This window comes from Ruegeria sp. CDSA033 (assembly GCF_059612305.1).
Map to the genome: position 1 here is coordinate 20,492 of NZ_JBXWQI010000018.1, position 19,831 is coordinate 40,322.

18 protein-coding genes are annotated in these 19,831 nt (G+C 55.1%); 12 read left to right on the plus strand and 6 right to left on the minus strand.

Translation table 11 applies throughout. From position 1 onward, the window contains the following. Window positions 1-5 precede the first annotated feature (5 nt). The 6 genes from mutM to recF all read left to right on the plus strand — a co-directional run bounded on the left by mutM (window position 6) and on the right by recF (window position 6,629). Entirely contained in the window at window positions 6-857 is an 852-nt protein-coding gene (gene mutM, locus AC2FLA_RS18400; RefSeq protein WP_496724210.1) for a bifunctional DNA-formamidopyrimidine glycosylase/DNA-(apurinic or apyrimidinic site) lyase, read from the plus strand. 66 nt (window positions 858-923) lie between these two features. Then, a complete protein-coding gene (acuK, locus tag AC2FLA_RS18405; RefSeq protein ID WP_496705845.1) occupies window positions 924-1,700 on the plus strand; it encodes an acryloyl-CoA hydratase in 777 nt (258 codons plus the stop codon). 232 nt (window positions 1,701-1,932) lie between these two features. Continuing rightward, window positions 1,933-2,196, plus strand: coding sequence for a 30S ribosomal protein S20 (gene rpsT, locus AC2FLA_RS18410; protein ID WP_058272970.1), 264 nt, complete (start codon window positions 1,933-1,935; stop codon window positions 2,194-2,196). Between the two features lie 540 nt (window positions 2,197-2,736). Continuing rightward, window positions 2,737-4,122, plus strand: a complete 1,386-nt coding sequence (dnaA, locus tag AC2FLA_RS18415; RefSeq protein WP_496724212.1) for a chromosomal replication initiator protein DnaA — start codon at window positions 2,737-2,739, stop codon at window positions 4,120-4,122. Window positions 4,123-4,350: 228 nt separating this feature from the next. Then, window positions 4,351-5,472, plus strand: a complete 1,122-nt coding sequence (gene dnaN, locus AC2FLA_RS18420) for a DNA polymerase III subunit beta (protein ID WP_113789128.1) — start codon at window positions 4,351-4,353, stop codon at window positions 5,470-5,472. Window positions 5,473-5,531: 59 nt separating this feature from the next. Further along, window positions 5,532-6,629: a DNA replication/repair protein RecF gene (gene recF, locus AC2FLA_RS18425; protein ID WP_496724214.1), complete on the plus strand. Its 1,098-nt coding sequence runs from the start codon at window positions 5,532-5,534 to the stop codon at window positions 6,627-6,629. On the opposite strand, the gene AC2FLA_RS18430 is transcribed toward recF, so the two are convergent. Continuing rightward, window positions 6,626-7,192: a carboxymuconolactone decarboxylase family protein gene (locus AC2FLA_RS18430; RefSeq protein ID WP_108861618.1), complete on the minus strand. Its 567-nt coding sequence runs from the start codon at window positions 7,190-7,192 to the stop codon at window positions 6,626-6,628. The genes recF and AC2FLA_RS18430 overlap by 4 nt on opposite strands. Window positions 7,193-7,290: 98 nt before the next feature. Here AC2FLA_RS18430 and AC2FLA_RS18435 point away from each other — a divergent pair, with 98 nt between their 5' ends. Both AC2FLA_RS18435 and gyrB read left to right on the plus strand, forming a co-directional pair. Further along, entirely contained in the window at window positions 7,291-7,863 is a 573-nt protein-coding gene (locus AC2FLA_RS18435; RefSeq protein ID WP_496724217.1) for a TetR/AcrR family transcriptional regulator, read from the plus strand. Between the two features lie 125 nt (window positions 7,864-7,988). Beyond that, window positions 7,989-10,406, plus strand: a complete 2,418-nt coding sequence (gene gyrB, locus AC2FLA_RS18440) for a DNA topoisomerase (ATP-hydrolyzing) subunit B (RefSeq protein WP_496724219.1) — start codon at window positions 7,989-7,991, stop codon at window positions 10,404-10,406. Between the two features lie 657 nt (window positions 10,407-11,063). Here gyrB and AC2FLA_RS18445 read toward each other — a convergent pair. The 4 genes from AC2FLA_RS18445 to AC2FLA_RS18460 all read right to left on the minus strand — a co-directional run bounded on the left by AC2FLA_RS18445 (window position 11,064) and on the right by AC2FLA_RS18460 (window position 14,343). Beyond that, window positions 11,064-11,633, minus strand: coding sequence for a carboxymuconolactone decarboxylase family protein (locus AC2FLA_RS18445; RefSeq protein WP_496724220.1), 570 nt, complete (start codon window positions 11,631-11,633; stop codon window positions 11,064-11,066). 137 nt (window positions 11,634-11,770) lie between these two features. Continuing rightward, entirely contained in the window at window positions 11,771-12,256 is a 486-nt protein-coding gene (locus tag AC2FLA_RS18450) for a YHS domain-containing (seleno)protein (RefSeq protein ID WP_496724222.1), read from the minus strand. 48 nt (window positions 12,257-12,304) lie between these two features. Continuing rightward, window positions 12,305-13,171 (minus strand): cysteine hydrolase family protein, encoded by an 867-nt coding sequence (locus AC2FLA_RS18455; protein WP_299637013.1) that lies wholly within the window; start codon window positions 13,169-13,171, stop codon window positions 12,305-12,307. Between the two features lie 161 nt (window positions 13,172-13,332). Then, window positions 13,333-14,343: an AraC family transcriptional regulator gene (locus AC2FLA_RS18460; protein WP_299637014.1), complete on the minus strand. Its 1,011-nt coding sequence runs from the start codon at window positions 14,341-14,343 to the stop codon at window positions 13,333-13,335. Between the two features lie 194 nt (window positions 14,344-14,537). Between AC2FLA_RS18460 and AC2FLA_RS18465 the strand changes: the two genes are divergently transcribed. Continuing rightward, complete coding sequence (locus AC2FLA_RS18465; RefSeq protein ID WP_299637015.1) at window positions 14,538-15,410, plus strand: bile acid:sodium symporter family protein; 873 nt, start codon at window positions 14,538-14,540, stop codon at window positions 15,408-15,410. Window positions 15,411-15,930: 520 nt separating this feature from the next. On the opposite strand, the gene AC2FLA_RS18470 is transcribed toward AC2FLA_RS18465, so the two are convergent. Then, window positions 15,931-16,512 carry a TetR/AcrR family transcriptional regulator gene (locus AC2FLA_RS18470; RefSeq protein ID WP_496724225.1) on the minus strand — a complete coding sequence of 194 codons (582 nt, stop codon included), beginning with the start codon at window positions 16,510-16,512 and terminating at the stop codon, window positions 15,931-15,933. A gap of 124 nt (window positions 16,513-16,636) precedes the next feature. Here AC2FLA_RS18470 and AC2FLA_RS18475 point away from each other — a divergent pair, with 124 nt between their 5' ends. The 3 genes from AC2FLA_RS18475 to AC2FLA_RS18485 all read left to right on the plus strand — a co-directional run bounded on the left by AC2FLA_RS18475 (window position 16,637) and on the right by AC2FLA_RS18485 (window position 19,675). Then, complete coding sequence (locus AC2FLA_RS18475) at window positions 16,637-17,227, plus strand: YceI family protein (protein WP_496724227.1); 591 nt, start codon at window positions 16,637-16,639, stop codon at window positions 17,225-17,227. A gap of 65 nt (window positions 17,228-17,292) precedes the next feature. Further along, a complete protein-coding gene (locus AC2FLA_RS18480) occupies window positions 17,293-17,832 on the plus strand; it encodes a luciferase domain-containing protein (protein WP_496724229.1) in 540 nt (179 codons plus the stop codon). A 478-nt stretch (window positions 17,833-18,310) separates the two neighbouring features. Then, window positions 18,311-19,675, plus strand: a complete 1,365-nt coding sequence (locus AC2FLA_RS18485) for an alpha/beta fold hydrolase (RefSeq protein ID WP_170806685.1) — start codon at window positions 18,311-18,313, stop codon at window positions 19,673-19,675. Window positions 19,676-19,831 lie beyond the last annotated feature (156 nt).

Consider the following 19,831-nt stretch of genomic DNA (forward strand, 5'->3'; position numbering starts at 1 on the left):
GTGTAATGCCGGAATTGCCCGAGGTCGAGACAGTAAGACGCGGCCTGAGCCCAGCGATGGAAGGCGTGGTGATCGACCGGGCAGATGTGAATCGCCCCGACCTGCGCTGGCCTTTCCCTGAACGGATGGTCGAGCGGTTGACCGGGCAGACGGTTCAACAATTGCGTCGTCGGTCGAAATACATCCTTGCCGATCTCAGCAGTGGTGAAACCTTGTTGATCCATTTGGGCATGTCAGGCCGGATGACCGTATCCGGCGACCCGCTAGGGCAATTTGCGCATGAACATCCGATGCCCGAAAAACATGACCATGTGGTCTTTCATATGGCCAATGGAGCGCGGGTGACTTTCAACGACCCACGGCGGTTCGGTGCGATGGACCTGTTGCCGACGGCGACGGCAGAGGAAAACAAATTGCTGTCGGTTCTAGGGCCGGAACCTTTGGGCAATGATTTTCACGAACAACATCTGATCGATGCGTTTCGGGGAAAGAACACTCCGATCAAATCGGCGCTGCTGGATCAGGGAATCGTTGCCGGCCTGGGCAATATCTACGTATGCGAGGCGCTATTTCGAGCCGGAGTGTCGCCACGTCGCAAAGCCGGTCAAATTTCTGCGACCCGGGTCGCAGCACTGGTTCCGATCATCCGGAAGGTGTTGCAGGACGCCATCGAAGCAGGAGGGTCATCCCTACGCGATTTCCGTCAAGCCGATGGAGAACTTGGATATTTTCAGCACAGCTTTGACGTCTACGGGCGCGAGGGCGAACCTTGCAGGACTGACGGTTGTGGTACCCCGATCAAAAGAATCACCCAGTCCGGTCGCTCATCCTTCTACTGTGCGCAATGCCAAAGATAGCTTGATCCAGCGAATGCGCGTGGTAAGGAATCGTACCTGAACGGAACAACCGGAAGCTTTCACCTCATGGCTTTTGAGACGATCATCGTCGAAATCGAAGACCACGTCGCCCTTATCAAGCTCGACAGGCCCGATGCGCTGAACGCGCTGAACTCACAACTGGCGCAGGAATTGTGCTCGGCATTGGAAGATGCGGATAGCAACGACAAAGTGCGCTGCATCGTCATCACCGGGTCGGACAAGGCGTTCGCTGCGGGCGCGGACATCAAGGAAATGTCCGAGATGAGCTTTGTGGATGTCTATAGCTCGAACTTGTTTGGTTCGTTGAATGACCGCGTGTGCGCGATCCGCAAGCCGATCATTGCAGCCGTCGCGGGCTATGCGTTGGGCGGCGGGTGCGAACTTGCGATGTTGTGCGATTTCATCATCGCAGCGGACACTGCCAAATTTGGCCAACCTGAGATCAATCTTGGCGTCATTGCCGGTCTTGGGGGCAGCCAGCGCCTGACGCGGTTTGTCGGCAAGTCCAAATCCATGGACATGAACCTGACCGGCCGTTTCATGGATGCAGAAGAAGCTGAACGCGCTGGTCTTGTCAGCCGCGTTGTTCCCGCCAAGAAGCTGATGGATGAGGCGATGGGCGCAGCCCAGAAGATTGCCGAAAAATCGCAGCTGACCGCTATGGCGGCCAAGGAATCGGTGAATCGCAGCTATGAGCTGCCGCTGAGCGAAGGCATGCTGTTCGAACGCCGCGTGTTCCATTCGATGTTCGCGACCGAAGATCAGAAAGAAGGCATGGCCGCGTTCCTGGAAAAACGCGCCGCGCAATTCCGCGACAAGTAAGCGGTTCCCTGATCAAATCGAAACCGGCGGGCCTTTGCCCGCCTTTTTCATACCAGCTATGCGCATCAAAAGAATCGCCTTGGCAAACCCGGCCAACTTGGGTAGTAACCGCCACCATACATGCGCGTGCGGCCCGCTTGGCCCGACTCACACTCGTGATTTCTGATCCGGTGCGGATATTCCGTGGCGCGCAACCCTAGACAACGTACCGACACAAAGGTCAGAGACACACATGGCTAATTCGCCCCAAGCAAAAAAACGCGCTCGTCAGAACGAGAGCCGTTTCGCAATCAACAAAGCACGTCGTTCGCGCATCCGCACCTACCTGCGTAAGGTAGAAGAAGCGATCGCATCCGGCGACAAGGACGCTGCAACCGCAGCACTGCGCGCAGCTCAGCCTGAACTGATGCGTGGCGTCACAAAAGGCGTTTTCCACAAGAACACCGCGTCGCGTAAAATGTCGCGTCTGTCGGCTCGTGTAAAAGCGCTGGGCTAAGGCCTGGGTTGACCTAGGGTCAATCAAACAAGGTGAAATGATAGAAAATGCGCCGCGTCCTGCGGCGCTTTTTTTTTGCTGTTGCCGGAAAGCCGCGCCTTCACAAACCCGAGAGATTCTTTCGGCGAAAGATACGAGTCAATATCAGAGTTTCGTTGCCGGATGCCTTGGCCTCTTGCTACCACTGTTACAGCGATTCACTCGCTTGGGGGGACAGGCTGTTCCAACGACTAGACTGACGGGCATCAGGACGGTCAGGAACGAATGTTGGCAACTGGTTTGCTAATCTGCTGCGGTCCTTGGGTCACCAGGGAACCAAGCCCTGTCGAATATGAGATTGCGTTGCGCAACCCTGTTTTCAGGGCGTTCCGGGTATGGAGCGTCGGCAAATAGGGATGTGCGGACTTTCTAAAACACACCCGCCAAACTTCTGCGGTTTGGCGTTGGTTATCCCTTTGCGTGTGAAAGCTTAATCCGGGCAACCGGAAAATAGCAATAAGGCCGACAGGCCAATAAAGAATGGGATGCGTGAGGCGCTTAATGACACAAGAGAAATGGGGACTACTACGTAACAAGTTGCTCAAGGCCATCGGAAAAAACAACTACACGACCTGGATCGAACCTCTTGAATTCCAAGAGCTGCAGGACGGTGTAGCGGTATTTTCCGTGCCGACAAACTTCATGGGCAACTATGTCAGTCAGAACTTTGCGGATCTCATACTGTATGAGATGAACACCGCAGGGGAAACGGTTCAACGACTGGCCTTCCGCGTCGCTGCCAACTCACCGGCGCGCCCTAAGGCAGAGGCCGAATCCGAGCCGACAGTTGTGCGTGATGCACCTGTTGCGCCGCAGATGGAAGCCGCGAATGGCGCGTTTGAATCCTTGCAGGCCGCGCCATTGGATTCCCGCTTTACCTTCGACAGTTTTGTCGTTGGCAAACCCAACGAATTGGCCCATGCCGCGGCGCGTCGTGTGTCTGAAGGTGGTCCTGTGACCTTCAACCCGCTGGTTCTTTATGGTGGCGTTGGTCTGGGTAAGACGCACCTGATGCACGCCATCGCATGGGAGCTGAAAACCAAACACCCCGAGTTGAACGTGCTCTATTTGTCGGCGGAACAGTTCATGTACCGTTTCGTGCAGGCCCTTCGCGAGCGTCGGATGATGGACTTCAAACATCTGTTCCGGTCGGTTGACGTGTTGATGGTGGACGATGTGCAGTTCATCGCAGGCAAAGATTCGACGCAGGAAGAGTTCTTCCACACATTCAATGCACTGGTGGACCAGAACAAGCAGATCATCATCTCGGCCGACCGCGCCCCGGGTGAGATCAAGGACCTAGAGGATCGGGTGAAGTCCCGTCTGCAATGTGGTCTGGTGGTCGATTTGCACCCAACCGACTATGAACTGCGCTTGGGCATCCTGCAAAACAAGGTGCAGCAGTACAGCAGCACATATCCCGACCTGACAATTGCCGATGGTGTCCTGGAATTCCTGGCGCACCGGATCTCGACCAATGTTCGCGTGCTGGAAGGTGCTCTGACCCGTCTGTTCGCTTTTGCCTCGTTGGTGGGTCGTGAGATCGACATGGAGCTGACGCAGGACTGTCTGGCTGATGTGCTGCGCGCATCCGAGCGCAAGATCACTGTCGAAGAGATTCAGCGCAAGGTTTCGGACTATTACAACATCCGCCTGTCCGACATCATTGGACCTAAACGCCTGCGGTCTTATGCCCGCCCGCGTCAGGTTGCGATGTATCTGTGCAAGCGACTAACCAGCCGGTCCCTGCCGGAAATCGGGCGCCGGTTCGGAGGACGTGACCACACGACTGTCATGCACGGCGTAAAACGCATCGAAGAGCTGAAAACCACGGACGGCCAGATTGCCGAAGATGTGGAAATGCTGCGGCGCGCGCTAGAGGCCTGAGCTCCTACTCATATCACTTGAGAAACGCCCCGGACCCTCACGCCCGGGGCGTTTTCTTGTGCGCTATTTTCCACGGTTGGAAATGAACTGTGCTTACTGGGCCACGCGGCCCTTGACGCTTTGGGCAATCCGACCGAGAAATCCATAAAAAATCCTTGTGCCTCAGGGCGGAACCGCTAACGTGCCAGTCCCGCCCATTTCGGCACGCAAGTCAGAGGAATTAAGGGTATGAAGATCAGCATCGAACGCGGCACCCTTCTCAAGGCCGTTTCCCAGGCCCAATCTGTTGTCGAACGTCGCAACACCATTCCCATACTTGCCAACGTTTTGATCGAAGCCGAGGGCGATCAAGCCATGTTCCGGGCGACCGACTTGGATATCGAAGTTGTCGACAAAGCGCCCGCACAGGTCGAAAAGGCCGGGGCCACAACGGTGGCCGCAACGACGTTGCATGAGATCGTGCGCAAACTACCCGATGGTGCGTTAGTGACATTGACCGCCGACAGCGCCGCAGGGCGTCTGACGGTTGAAGCAGGCCGGTCGAATTTCTCATTGGCGACTCTGCCAAAGGAAGACTTCCCTGTGATGGCGTCTTCGGAATACCAATCGAACTTTACCGCCTCGGCAGCCCTGCTGCGCCGGTTGTTCGATAAGTCGAAATTCGCCATCTCGACCGAAGAGACCCGGTACTATCTGAACGGCGTCTATATGCATGTGGCCGACGGGTCCGAAGGCGGCAAGGTGCTGCGCTGTGTAGCCACCGATGGCCACCGACTGGCGCGCATCGACGCGGATCTGCCGGATGGCGCTGCAGACATGCCCGGTGTGATTGTGCCGCGCAAAACCGTAGGCGAAATGCGCAAGCTGCTGGACGACGATGAGATGGATATCGCCGTGTCGGTCAGTGAAACGAAGGTGCGCTTTGCAACCCCGGACATCACGCTGACCTCAAAAGTGATCGACGGGACGTTTCCGGATTACACACGTGTGATTCCGCAGGGCAATACGCGCCAGCTGGAAGTCGATGCGGCCGAGTTTGCAAAGGCCGTTGACCGGGTTGCAACCGTGTCCTCTGAACGGTCTCGCGCGGTAAAGCTTCAGCTTGATACCGATAAACTGGTACTTTCCGTCAACGCCCCGGATAGCGGCGCGGCCGAGGAAGAACTGGCCGTCGCCTATGGCGACGAGCGGCTGGAGATCGGATTCAACGCCAAGTACCTGCTGGAAATCGCCTCTCAGGTGGATCGTGAGAACGCTGTGTTCCTGTTCAATTCAGCGGCTGATCCGACCCTGATGCGCGAAGGCAATGATCTGAGCGCGGTATACGTCGTTATGCCGATGCGCGTCTGATCGCACGGACGTGCGATGCCTCCGGCGGGAGAGATTTTGAAAAGATGAAGGGAGGGGTCATGGGTTTGGCCCTGACCGAGCTTACCGTCTCGCATTTTCGGTCCCACAAGTTGGCGCGACTATCTTTGGATGGTCGGCCTGTTGCGATTCACGGACCGAACGGGGCGGGCAAGACCAACATCCTGGAGGCGGTGTCCCTGTTTTCCCCCGGTCGCGGAATGCGGCGGGCCAGCGCGGCCGAGATGACCCGACGCCCCGAGGCGCTAGGTTGGAAACTGTCCGGGTTGCTGCAGGCGCAGGGGCGACAATACGAGATTGAAACCTGGTCCGAGGGCGGTGTCGCCCGGCAGGTCCGCATTGATGGCAAGGCGTCCAGCCAGATTGATCTGGGCAAGCTGGCGCGGATTGTCTGGTTGATCCCGTCGATGGACCGGATTTGGATCGAGGGGGCCGAAGGACGTCGGCGTTTTCTGGACCGGATCGCGCTGAGTTTCGACCCGGCCCATGCTGAGGCGTCTTTGACTTACGAAAAATCCATGCGCGAACGGAACCGTCTGCTGAAAGAGCAGGTGCGCGATGCGCATTGGTATGCAGCACTTGAAGCGCAGATGGCCGAGATGGGGTATCGTATCCACGCGGCGCGGCTTTCGGCGCTTGATCATCTGCGCGCGGCGCAGGATCAGGCGGAAACTGCGTTTCCATCTGCGGAATTGGAGCTGGTACAGACCGAAGGTGCGATGCCGGAAACGGAAGCGGATCTGCGCGAAGCACTAAGTGAAAGCCGGTTCCGCGATCTGGCGGCTGGACGTACGCTGGTCGGACCGCATCGGTCGGACGTGTACGGGGTGTTCGCTGCCAAGGGCGTTCCGGCCAAGGATTGTTCGACCGGTGAGCAGAAGGCTTTGTTGGTCTCATTGATCCTGTCGAACGCGCGGGCCTTGGCGAGTATGATCGGCGCGCCCCCGATCGTGTTGTTGGACGAGGTGGCAGCGCATCTGGACGCGGATCGGCGCGCGGCGCTGTATGATGAGATTTGTGCGCTGGGTGCTCAGGCCTGGATGACGGGCACCGGGCCTGAGCTGTTTGCGGAACTGGGCGACCGGGCCCAATCATTGATCGTGAGTGATGGCTCTGAGGGCTCGGTCGTGTCCGCTTAGGCCGGCTCGCCGACCTTACGTTCCCACAGGAAGCCGCGCATGACTTCGTCGACCGGGGTTTTTGCCATGTGGTTCACGTAGTTCGACATGGTTTTTTGCGCCAGGCCCAGCACCACATCCAAAACAGCGCGGTGAGAGTAGCCCGCATCAAAGAATGCCTGCAGCTGTGCTTCGGTCGGGTTGCCGCGGGTTTCCATCATTTGCAGGGTGAAAGTGCGCAGTGCTTCAAGCTTGGCCGAAGGCAGCGGGGTTTCATTGCGCAGGGCTTCGGTGATTTCGTCGGAAACCTTCATCATCTTGGCGATGCCGGTATGAGCGGGCACGCAATAGTGGCATTCGTTTTCCACATTGATGGTCTGCCAGACGACGGTTTTCTCATCATTGTCGAAATCGGTCTGCATGAACAGGCCGTGCAGTACCTGATAGCCTTCCAGATGCTGGGGGCTTTCAGCCATGACCTTATGCAGACCGGGCAGGCGACCAAATGCGGCCTGTGATTTTTCCAGCAGCGGTTTGGACCCTTCGGGGGCGGATTCGAGATCATGTGACGGGAAATTGGCCATGTCGGACTCCTTTTCTGGCGCGATCAGGCAGAAATAGTCTTTCTTGAGTGATCACTCAAGTATATATTTGAGCAATCGTTCAAGAATTGGTGAAGGTGATGCCTCGCAAACCCGAATATGACCGTGATGACCTGATTGCCCGGGCTAGGGATATTTTCTGGCGTCAGGGTTGGGCTGGCACATCCCTGAAAGACCTTGAGCGCGAGTTGAAGTTGAAACCCGGCAGTTTCTATGCGGCATTTGGGTCCAAGGACGCGCTTTACGGGCTGGCGTTGGACCGCTACGCGCAAGAGGGTGCCGCGCGGCTGAGGGCATTGGCTGACCGGGTAGGTCCGCTCGAGGCTTTAAAGGCGCAGCCGCGTTTGGTTACTGAGGCAAGCGGAGCGCCCGCGAAGGCTTGTATGTTGGCCAAGACCTACGCTGAATTGCAGGCCAAGGATCACGAGCTCGCCGGTCGGGCGGGTGTTCTGATGTCCGAGATGAAGGCCTGCTTTGCAGATCTGTTCCGTCAGGCACAAGAGACTGGGGATATTGCCCCAAGCCACGATCCGAACCGGCTGGCGACGCGTTATCAATCCGACCTTTTGGGGCTGCGTTTGTCGGCCGAGCGCAGTGATGTCGACGCCCATGAAATCGCGGCAGATATAGCGGACGATATCGACCGTTTGTAGGGATTCGGCAGTCAGCTGCCGAAAGAAACTAAATCACGCGAGGCCGACACAAAATGTTGGGGTAGCGCGTGACAATCCCCCCCAGAAAACGTATAAGTTACCAAAATAATATAGGTACTGACGGCATGTCCGAAGACGCACAGGCACCCCAGGAATACGGTGCAGATTCCATCAAAGTTCTCAAAGGGTTAGAGGCAGTTCGAAAGCGCCCCGGCATGTATATCGGGGATACGGACGATGGCTCGGGTCTGCACCATATGGTGTATGAGGTCGTTGACAATGGGATTGACGAAGCGCTGGCCGGTCACGCGGACCATGTAACCGTCAAAATCCACGCGGATTCCAGCGTCTCGGTCAGCGATAATGGTCGCGGAATTCCCGTCGATATTCACCCCGAAGAAGGTGTGTCCGCAGCCGAAGTGATCATGACCCAGCTGCATGCTGGCGGCAAGTTCGACAGCAATTCCTACAAGGTGTCCGGCGGTCTGCACGGCGTGGGCGTTTCGGTGGTGAACGCACTGTCCAACTGGCTGGAATTGCGTGTCTGGCGCAATGGTAAGGAGCACGTTGCACGGTTCGAAGGTGGTGAGACGGTCGAGCATCTGAAAGTTGTCGCTGACTGCGGTGACCGGACCGGAACCGAGGTGCGGTTTCTGGCGTCGTTGGATACGTTCTCAAACCTGGAATATTCATTCGAGACGCTGGAAAAGCGTCTGCGCGAACTGGCCTTCCTGAACTCGGGCGTGCGGATCATCCTGATTGATGAACGCCCGGCAGAGCGGTTGGAGACCGAGCTGTTTTACGAAGGCGGCGTCAAGGAATTTGTCAAATACCTGGACCGCTCCAAGACGTCCGCGATGCCCGAACCGATCTATATCAAGGGTGAGCGCGACGATATCGGTGTCGAAATCGCCATGTGGTGGAACGACAGCTATCACGAGACAGTCCTGCCCTTCACCAACAACATCCCACAGCGCGATGGCGGAACCCATATCGCCGGTTTCCGCGGTGCGTTGACCCGGACGATCAACAATTACGCCCAGACCAGCGGGATCGCGAAAAAGGAAAAGGTCAGCTTTACCGGCGACGATGCGCGTGAGGGTCTGACCTGTGTGCTGTCGGTCAAAGTCCCCGACCCTAAATTCTCGTCCCAGACCAAGGACAAGCTGGTGTCATCAGAAGTGCGCCCTGCGGTCGAAGGTCTGATGAACGAAAAGCTGGCTGAATGGTTTGAAGAAAACCCGAACGTGGCCAAGATTATCGTTGGCAAAATTATCGAGGCCGCTCTGGCGCGAGAAGCCGCCCGCAAGGCGCGCGAGCTGACCCGCCGCAAAACGGCAATGGATGTGAATTTTCTGGCCGGTAAGCTCAAGGATTGTTCGGAAAAGGACCCGACCAAAACTGAAGTCTTCCTGGTTGAGGGTGATTCCGCAGGCGGATCAGCGCAAACGGGCCGCGATCGGCAAACTCAGGCAATTTTGCCTCTCAAGGGTAAAATCCTGAACGTTGAACGTGCACGGTTTGACCGGATGTTGTCATCTCAGGAAATCGGCAACCTCGTCATGGCGCTGGGCACCGGGATCGGGCGAGACGAGTTCAATATCGAAAAACTGCGCTATCATAAAATCGTCATCATGACCGATGCGGACGTCGACGGTGCGCATATCCGAACATTGCTGTTGACGTTTTTCTACCGGCAAATGCCCGAGCTGATTGAGGGCGGTTATCTCTACATCGCCCAACCGCCGCTTTACAAAGTGGCGCGCGGAAAGTCCGAAGTGTACCTGAAAGATCAGGCCGCGATGGATGAATACCTGGTCAACCAAGGTGTCGAAGGGGCAGTTCTGAAGCTCGGTTCTGGCGAAGAGATCCTGGGTCAGGATCTGACGCGCATTGTCGACGAAGCGCGTCAGTTGAAGCGCGTTTTGGACGCCTTCCCAACCCATTATCCACGCCACATCCTGGAACAGGCCGCCGTTGCAGGTGCTTTTGTGCCGGGCGCGGTTGATGCGGATTTGCAAGGCGTTGCAGACAAAGTCGCCGCGCGTCTCGACCTGATTGCGCTGGAATACGAACGCGGTTGGCAGGGCCGGATCACACAGGATCACGGAATTCGTCTTGCCCGTATTTTGCGCGGCGTGGAAGAGGTGCGTACCTTGGACGGTCCGATGCTGCGCTCGGGCGAGGCGCGCAAGACCGGCAGCTTTACCCAAAGCCTGCAAGAGATCTACAACACCCCGGCAACGCTGGTCCGTCGCGACCGGTCGCAGGCAATTCACGGCCCGCTGGATCTGTTGCGCGCCATTCTGGAAGAAGGTGAAAAGGGCTTGTCGCTGCAACGCTACAAAGGTTTGGGTGAGATGAACCCGGATCAGCTCTGGGAAACAACGCTGGACCCGGATGCACGTACGCTTTTGCAGGTGCGGGTGGACGACATGGTTGAAGCGGATGACCTATTCACCAAACTGATGGGCGACGTGGTGGAACCACGCCGCGAGTTTATCCAGCAAAATGCCCTGAGCGTCGAGAACCTGGATTTCTAGGATACTGTCGTTTTCCAGATCCCTCAGCTCGGGCAATTCCTTCATCAAAATCGACAGCGAAGACAAGAAGTCCTGATACCCGGTGACAATCAGACAATCCCCAGAGGTGATGTGGGGTCGATAAAGATTGATGACCGGCCGGTCGATATTGGTGCCGACCTTCGCAACCGGTTCGGCATCAAGCCCGCTTGCGGGCTTTTGATTTGCTTCGGTGAGCTGCTTTGGCTTGGAACGCAGCCAATCAGGGAGTGAAAACAATGAACAAGACTTGGTTTTAGGACACTTAGTCTAATAGTGATACTGCGGGCATCGTCCTTCAAGACATCACCGGAAGAAACATTCGTTTTCCTGAAACTGTCGAAAACGCGCACCGGTTTTGTGGCAGAAAGCCGGGATTTCGAGATTTAACACAAGTCGCGATTATGCTGCGTTTTCGCTCTCGTCAGCCAATCTCCGCTGCCTTCGGACATCAGTCAGTCGTGAAATCTAGATCAGTTCTAGCGTTGAGCCGAGAACACAAAGTGCTTCTCCGTGCCGTAAGGTCAGCGATGCGCAGGAATCCGGACTTTGCTGTCGGACGTCTAAAATCAGATCCCCTTCTTGTCGGGAATCAAACACAGGTCCAAAAGCAAGATTAACAAATGGGCGGGCGTCGCGCTATTCAGCCACTGCCGCGACCGAGGCGATCCATGCATTTGGCACAAAGGCATCATCCAACGCGGTTTCCGCCACATGGTTCGTATAGTTCGACAGGGTTTTCAACGCTGTGCCGAGGATGACTTCCAGCATAGATCGGCGTGTGTAACCAGCCGTCAGAAACGCTTCGACCTGTGCGTCTCTGGGCCAGCCTCGGCTTTCGTTGATCACGATGGCGAATTTGCGCAGTGCTTCCAATTTGGGGTCGGCGATAGGGCTGCCATCGCGTAACGCTGCGATCACGTCTTCGGGGACACCGGCCATCTGTGAAAGAGTGGTATGGGCGGCCATGCAGTACTTGCACCCGTTCAACCGGTTGTTAGTCATAAGGATGATCTGGCGCTCAGTCTCTGACAGGCTGGTCTTTCCAAAGATGCTGGAAAGTGTCGTATAGCCTTCCAAAATTGCGGGCGCTTCGGCCATGGCCGCATAAAGGTTGGGTACAAAACCATATCCTTTCAGCGATGCTTCCAGAATTGGTTTCGCGGCATCAGGGGCTGAGGCGATTGTATATGTCTCAAAATCAGTCATGTCTGGTTTCCTTTGGGAAGAGTTTTCGACACACGCGAATTGTCATTGCGGACAGGGTGTCTTGGAGAAATGCCGGCCTTTTGGGGAGGGGAGAGGCAGCGGTGGCTCCGACCGGCAAAAGCCACCAAATTCCTCGATCAAAGGCTGCCGACAGGCGTGTGGTGGATGTCTGCCCACTTGGCATGGGCGCCTTGGATCACGGTCTCTTTGTCCTCAAGGTACTTCTTGAAGACTTCCTCATTCACAAAGAGATAGAGCTTGTCGTCCACGATATCGGCATACCGAACATCGCCATCAAGCTTCTTGCCTACATAGACGCCAAAGGCGCAGAACCCGCCGAATTGAGGCAGATGTGCCGTCGGATCCGCCTCGAATGTGGCTTTCGCTGCCTGCGACGCAAAATAGTAGTCCACTCCATCATGGGCCGATGTAAAAGTGGCGTTGCCCATTTCGGGTATTTCGGCTTCAAACATCGATACAGGATCGACGCCATGCATGCCGAGGGGCTGCCCAGTCAAGGTAAGACTGTTCGAAACGTTGTATTCATCGTCAGCCAATGCCGCCGCCGCCAGGGCGAGAGTCAACGCTGTTGTAAGCGCGGGAAATGTAAAGATGCGTGTCATGATATGTCCTTTCAGGATGCTAGGATCAAATTTGAAGATCGATTTGGGTCAGGCCGATTGGCCAATGCGCTCAACCGCGTCGTCGGTCCACCAGACGCCGTTGGCGACCATGCGGAAGTTGATGATGGCGGCGAGATACCCGTCACCTTCAGGCACCTTGGCCCCGGCTGTGGCATCGCGAACGACAGCGACTTCGTAGCCCAGCTCCAGCAGCTCGTAGAGATGCGCCTGCGTACACAGGTTCGCCGACATCCCCGCGAGGATCACCTTGTCGATCTTGCGTTTACGCAATTGCAGGTTCAGGTCATTCTGAGCAGGGCTGTAAACCTTGTGTGGCGAGCAAATGATGGTTTCGCCATCCTCGATGTACTTCTTGTATTGCGGCATCCAGTCGGCACCTGAGCCCTCGAAGTTGTCCAAATTGAGCGGTCCCAGGCGGTCAAACATGCCGATGCTGTGCATCGTCGCTTCCAGAGTGCCCTCGAACTCCCATTTGTGGTCATGTGGGTAGTAATAGTGGGGCGAGATGAAGACCGGCATCCCCGCAGCCTTGGCGGCAATGAAAAGCCGTTCGATATTGTCGACCGTGCCCTGTTCGGTCACGCTTTCTCCAACGACGCCCCACGTCACACCGTCCTCTGACAAAAAATCAATCTGGGGGTCGGTCACCACAAGCGCAGTACGCCCCGGCTCGATGGTCATGTCGATTTGGGGAAGGCCTGGATTTTCCGGGTCAGCATAGTGGGCGCGTGCTTCGTCGGTCGCGGCAAGGGCCTGCCCGCCAGCCACTATTGTTGTACCTGCCGCGGCCGCACCGGCGGCTTGTTGCAAGAGTCGCCGGCGCGCCATATCAACGCGTTCGGGCGTGACGTCGCAAGCGCAGCTTGCTCCATGTTTGTGGTCATGATTGCTCATTGCAAATTTCCTTTGTCTGAGAGGGGCAAATGGGTTTGCTTTACTCGGCAGCGCCCCAGGTGGATCTGACAAAGAAGAAGTTATGCACCACATCGATTGAGGTATCGGCCCGCCCTGCCAAGGTTTTGGCCGAACCTGCCATGTGGTCTTGAGGTGTGTGCCTAGTCGGAGGTCGCTTGCTGCCTGAATCGTGCCGGAGCCTGGCCAACCCAGCGCTTGAAGGCGCGGCTGAACGTGCTCTGTTCCGAAAACCCAGTCATAAAGGCGATCTCGGCTATGGAAGCCTTACCGTCACGGAGCAGGTCACGAGCAAGTGCAACTTGTGCCTGACCAAGAACGTCGCGATAGGTCAGCCCTTCCTCGGCCAACCTGCGGTAAAGCGTGCGCTCGCTCATTCCCATCTCTTGTGCGACATGCGCTGCTTGCGGCGCTCCGTTACTCAGGGCCGGTGTAAGCCGGTGGACAATTGCTTGGCTCAGTGAGGTGTCGTCATCGCGAGAGTTGAACTCCTTATCCAGGTGCTTCGTCATGAAATCTGACAAGCCCGGATCGCCAAGACGATTTTCGCTTTCCAGCATAGCAGGGCGCATAGCAATGGCGTTGTGGGCGCTCCCAAATCGAACCGGGCACCCGAAATATTCGGCGTAACGCTCTGGTTCTTGTCTGCATGGATGCTGAAACGTGACATATGCGAGCGACAACCCATCACCCACAAACCGATGCATGTTCCTCGCAAAGGCCGCAAGCGCGCATTCGTTGCGCAGCTCCAAGGCAGCGCGATGTGATGTTTGTCCCTCAAAAATCCAAAGGACCGGATCGCCGGTTTCATCAAGTCTGTAAACTGCGGTGTCCGTTACGAGACGAAAATAACGCTCGATCCGTTGCAAAGATTGCCGCAAGGTCGGAGCTGTCTTTACGGCTAGGCCAAGGACGCCGAGATCATCGGTCGCAATCGCGTTCGCATAGGCCTCAACCAACGCGGCCTCGTCCGCTTGTTGCGCACGAATCCAATCGATCAGATCGAAATACGCATCATCCGCCAATTGGCCGTCTTGAGCTTCTGGTAGACGCAGCACGACAGCGCCATTCGAAATCAGGGCGCCATCGTCGTTTAGCGTCATCCCGGCGGCGTTGGCCATCGCGCGGGCGAATGCGTAAGTTACACTTGCCATACAGTGAGATTAGCACTGGAAAGCTCTTTCACGCCAGATCGTCCAACCCTGTGATAGGTATAATAAATAGAGACAGCCTCGATCTTCGGGCGCTTGAGGATAAATGCGCCAAACTGATAACACTCGTCATCAGGTTTTCTGAACGGTATCGTCCGAAAGCGTGCGGAAGCATGCAGCCATAGAGGTCATGGTAGATGGGCGAAATTTTCATATCTGTGCTGCTGCCGCTCGCAGTTGTTGTCATCATGTTCTGCCTTGGCCTCGGACTCACAGCGGCTGACTTTCAACGCATCGGACGACGTCCACGGGCCTTTTGCGTCGGCGCTCTCAACCAGATCATTTTGCTGCCTTGCATCGCTTTGATGGTGACTTTTATCTTTGGGATTTCCGCTGAGGCAGCCGTTGGCATCATGATTTTAGCGGCCTGTCCGGGCGGGGCGATCAGTAACATCGTGACCAAGCTTTCGAATTGGGATGTCGCTTTGTCCGTTACTCTTACAGCAGTCTTCAGTCTGACTTGTGTCGTTACCGTACCGCTCATCCTGGGGTTTTCGATGCAGATGTTCATGGGGGCAACGGCGCCCGCTATCGACATTTCTTCGACGGCTTTAGCAATGTTTTTTTTAACAGTTTCACCGATCCTAGCCGGGGTGATCGCGCGATCCTTGGCGCCGCGAATTGTAGCTGCGGTCGAACCAATCTTTAGCAAGGTCTCCATGCTACTTTTTGCGATGGTCATCGGAGGCGCTATCATTTCAAACTGGGTGGTGGTCGCGGATAACTACCTTAGGCTTGGACCCGCACTTTTTGTTGTAGGTGCGTCACTCACGTTTATTGGCATCATGAGTTCAGGGATGCTCGGATGCACAGACATCGAGGCGAAGACGATTTCAATTGAGACCGGCGTTCAAAACGGAGCTTTGGGAATCGCAATTGCCACTTTGCTGTTACCTAACACCAATGGGTTAAGCGAATATGCCATACCATCCGCAATTTATAGCGTGGTCTGGATCGTAACAATGTTGCCTGTCTTCGCCCTCCTTGCGCGAAGAAGCCCAATTTCATGATCCTGACGCCTATTCGCTAGCTTTGGTTATGCGCTGAGCCAAGCCCCTTTGTTTCCATGCCAGAGCGCCGTCTGGTCAAAGAGCGATCAAGGAGCTCCAAAGCCCGTTGTGGAACGGCCGCTTTGGCGATTTTCCCTGTTGAAGGGAAGAGCTGTTGTTGCCAGTGCGGTGGATCCTGCGTCAGCGAAGGTGTAGACGCCAAGGTCAGTTTTGTCCGCAAGTCGGAATTGCAAAGTCTTGGATTAAGTGTCCGGATTGGGCTGGACCTGCCAAACATGCAAGCCGCGGAGAATGGCCGCATCGAGCCCACTTTGGCCGATGCCGCGCGTTGCCCGAATTACAGAAATGCGCAGAACGCGGACTTTGCAAAATTCGAAGAACGATCATTGCGAGTCTTTGCCGAGACCTTTTGGAGCAACCGCTATTGGGAACTAGCTGGATATGCTTTTGATCTAATCTGCTGCTCTGCCGAAATCTCGCGCCTGTTGCAGGTCGCTTTGATTGCAAAGTCAGGCGATGGTCACTGTCCCGAATTGGTTTTCGCGATACTGCAAAGCAGATCAACATGTCGATCCAACCAATCCTCGTCCAGTGCTTCGTGACGTATGAGCTTGCGGAAATAAGGTGCCGCGACTGCTAGTTCTATAAGCTGTTCAACCGGAACATTCGTGGCGATCTCACCGCGGTCTATTGCGGCTGCAAATACTGCTTCAACACTTGCGAACCTGTCTTTCATGAATTCAGTGATCACCAACCGCGCTTCTTCGTCGGTGGACGCAGCAGCGACCACCTGAGGCGCGATTTGGCCCCATGGTGTGTCATTCAAGGCTCCCATCAGTACGCCGAGTAACCAGCACAGGTCAGATCGCAGCGGGCCATCGGTTTTGGGTGGTATGTTCGGCGGTGTTGCGATGCGCCTGAACGCTGCATCACGCAGACTGCGCGCATCTGGCCAGTGCCTGTAAAGTGTACTGCGCGAAATGCCAGTTGCCTTCGAAACTGCGCCATGAGTTACGTGCAACACGCCCTCATCCCTCAGTATCCTTTGCGCCGCATCAATCGCAGTCTGTCGTGTGGCGATCAGCCTAGGATCTTCTTTCAATCGCCCCTCCTGTAGAACACTTTGTTGCTCTATAGAACATTTTGTTCTATAAGTATGATCAGCTAAAAACTAAAGCTCAATACTCAATTCCGCAAACAAGTCTTGTCAAAATGGGAGCGTATCAATGTTCAAAGTGGCAGCAACCCCGCTGGCGGTACTCTTATCGATGGGTGCGACAACCGCATTGTCCGAGAGTGGCACCTACGAGCTGGATCCTGGACACAGCCAGGTATTGTTCAGCTACGACCACATCGGGTTCTCAGAAACATTTGGAATGTTCTCAGGTTTTAACGGCGAGATAGAGTTCAACGAAGATGATCCGTCTGCGTCATCTGTCACAGTGTCTATGCCTGTAAAATCCATGATCACGGGCTGGGATGCCCGTTTGCAACACTTCATGTCCGATGATTTCTTCAGTGCGAGCGACGGTGACGTGGTCGCTTTCGCCTCAACCAGCATTGAAGTGACCGGGGACAATTCCGCGAATATTTCTGGCGACCTGACCATGAATGGCGTCACCAAACCTGTTGTTCTGGAAACAACGCTTAACAAATCAGCGCCATACCCTTTTGGCGAAAAGGAGGGCACGCCGACCTTGGGGCTGGCAGCCACGGCGACTATCGTGCGGTCTGAATTCGGACTTGGGGCCTTTGCACCTGCGGTGAGCGACGAGATAGAGCTCTTGATCAATATCGAAGCGTTAAAAGCTGAATGATGCGTGCAGGGGCACCGATACGGCGCTGAGCACTCAATCTTTGATTTTGGCGGATGGTCAACACGATGAATGTACACCTGAGAACATTGGCGGTTGCTGTGACGGTAGTGACATTGATGTGCGCGATGGCGTCCGCGCAAGAGCGCTCCTTGCCGGAGCGCACCTCGCCCCGTCCTGAAACGACAAGCGGCGTACCGCATACTCAGATTGGTGTCGAAATTAATGCCGATTTGGCCCAGCTATTGCTGGAGCGAGTTGCGCAATTCCCGGGGGTCATACTTGGCCCCACACGCATATCATTACCTGGCGCGATTGGCTTTCAGCTTGATCCCGATATGTTGTTGTCCCAACCGAACTCTATCGTCGGTGGGTTTGAGTTTGCGCACATGCATCCTGATGGCAGCTTGCACGCCTCGCTCGACCCAGAAATGGCGCGAAGGGCAATTGAGGCTGGCTGGGCCGTAGCTCACCCTTGGGCCAAGCAACGTCCTGGGTGGAGCGGCTTTGTCATGATCTATACTCCAACCACACCCGAAGAGCTGGATGTCGTCATCGAACTGGTTGAAAGCTCGTACACCTTCATCACCGGAAACACCTTGGACTAAGCTCGAATTGCGCGAAAGTGTGCGGGGACGCCTGTTTTCTGTCAGAGAGCAGTTTCAGCCACCTTGTTTCTCGCAGTCATTTTTTTCTTAAATTGTCGCCGTGGCGAATGCTCGATACCTTCAAGCCATTCACACTAATGGTAGCTGCCGTCCGCTTGTTAGATTTTGCAAAGCTCGGAGTCGAAGTTCCGCTTCGGGCTGCCATCGGTCACAGATGAGAAGAACTACGGACTGATACCATTAGATTGGATATTTCGAAGTGAACCTTCGTTAGCGACGTGAAATGCGTTAATCATTCACCTTAATTCTAGGTTTCGCCAGCCAATAAGACGTTTTGCTCGGCTGTGTGTTTCAGCGCAAGTTTGGGAACTTGCAGGCTTAGCAAAATGGCCAGGCACAAGTTTTGGTCACAAAAATCTATTCGTCTGTTAATTTTGGTTCAGAGGAATTGGTTTAGCTAAAAGGATCACATCGACTGATGAAGCGGAAAATTGCTGCGATCCTAAGCCTCGATGTCGTCGATTATACCAAGCGCATGTCAGAGGATGCTGAGACCACGCTGAACACTCTACAACGCATTTTGGACGATGTGATCAGACCGTTGGTCCATGAAAACAAAGGACGAATATTCAAGCTGATGGGAGATGGTGCTTTGGTTGAGTTTGTTGCAGCCACAGACGCAATTAATGCTGCCAGCCAGATTTTCAATCAGATGAGAGATGAAGACGTAACACTTCGAGGAGGTCTCCACGTTGGCGACGTAATGCCAAATGGCACAGACTTGTTCGGAGAGGCCGTGAATGTTGCGTCGCGCCTTCAGTCCAGCGCGCATATTGGAAGTTGTCTCGTCAGCAAGACAGCTGCTGAAGTTGCGGGAACTTCGCTGGCGGTTGCTTTGCGACCAGAAAGCTCGATACGGTTGAAGGGAATTCCAAATCCAGTGGAAGCCTACTCTATTGATTTAGATGGTGACAAAAGACGCGCAAAGAACAAGCTGCTGGCTAGCTCTCAAGACGTCCGCTTTGCAAAATCAAAAGACGGTACAACGCTTGCCTGGACATCCACTGGAAGTGGTAGAAAGTTACTGGTCACACCAAACTGGCTTAGGCATCTGGAATACGATTGGACGATGAACACCATCGCCGGGTGGTTGCCGCTGCTTTCTGAAAATCACTGCCTTTATCGGTTTGATGGTAGAAACAATGGCTTGTCCCAGAGGGGCGTGCAGGATGTGTCTTTGAATCGGATCGTCGAAGATGTAGAGGCCGTACTGGACGCAGCCGGGATCGAAAAAGTTCCGCTGTTTGGCATATCTTTTGGGGCAACCATTGCCGCGGCTTTTGCCGCAAATAATCCTGACCGTGTTTCGGGGTTGGTTCTACTCGGTGGATTTGCACAAGGACTCGCGGTGCGTTCACAGCCCGGAATTGCCGCGCTTGGGCAAGCAATGATGGATATGAGCCTTGAAGGCTGGAACGATGAATACCCTTCTGCAAGAGACTTGATGGCGCAATCATTTGCTCCAACCGCAAGTCCGCATGACCAGCGCACTTATGCAGAATTTATGAAAGTGGCAATGGACCATCAGGATTGGCTCAAGATTGGACCACTGGTCGCAGGGGTCGACGTAACCGATCTACTTCTGCGGATCACCTGTCCGGCTCTGGTTATGCACGCTAATCGAGACAGGATGCACAGTGTTGAACAAGGTAGGATTTTCGCCTCCGGCATCCAGAAGGCGCGCTTTATTGGCCTTGAGACAGCAAACAATACGATGCCAGAGTATGATCCTGCCTGGCCTAAAGCCCTAGTGGAAATAGAGCGTTTTTTGAATTCAATTTGAGCAGTGTACGTTGTTCATCGCCAAAACTATATTGTTCGAAGGTAAGAGGATGCCGTGCGCCCTTCGATTTTCGATACTGGAATTTAAAAACTCTAGGCTTCTCGTCATCGACCGCTTTGTCCTGATCTCGGAAATTGCAAAGTCTTGTTGCGAATG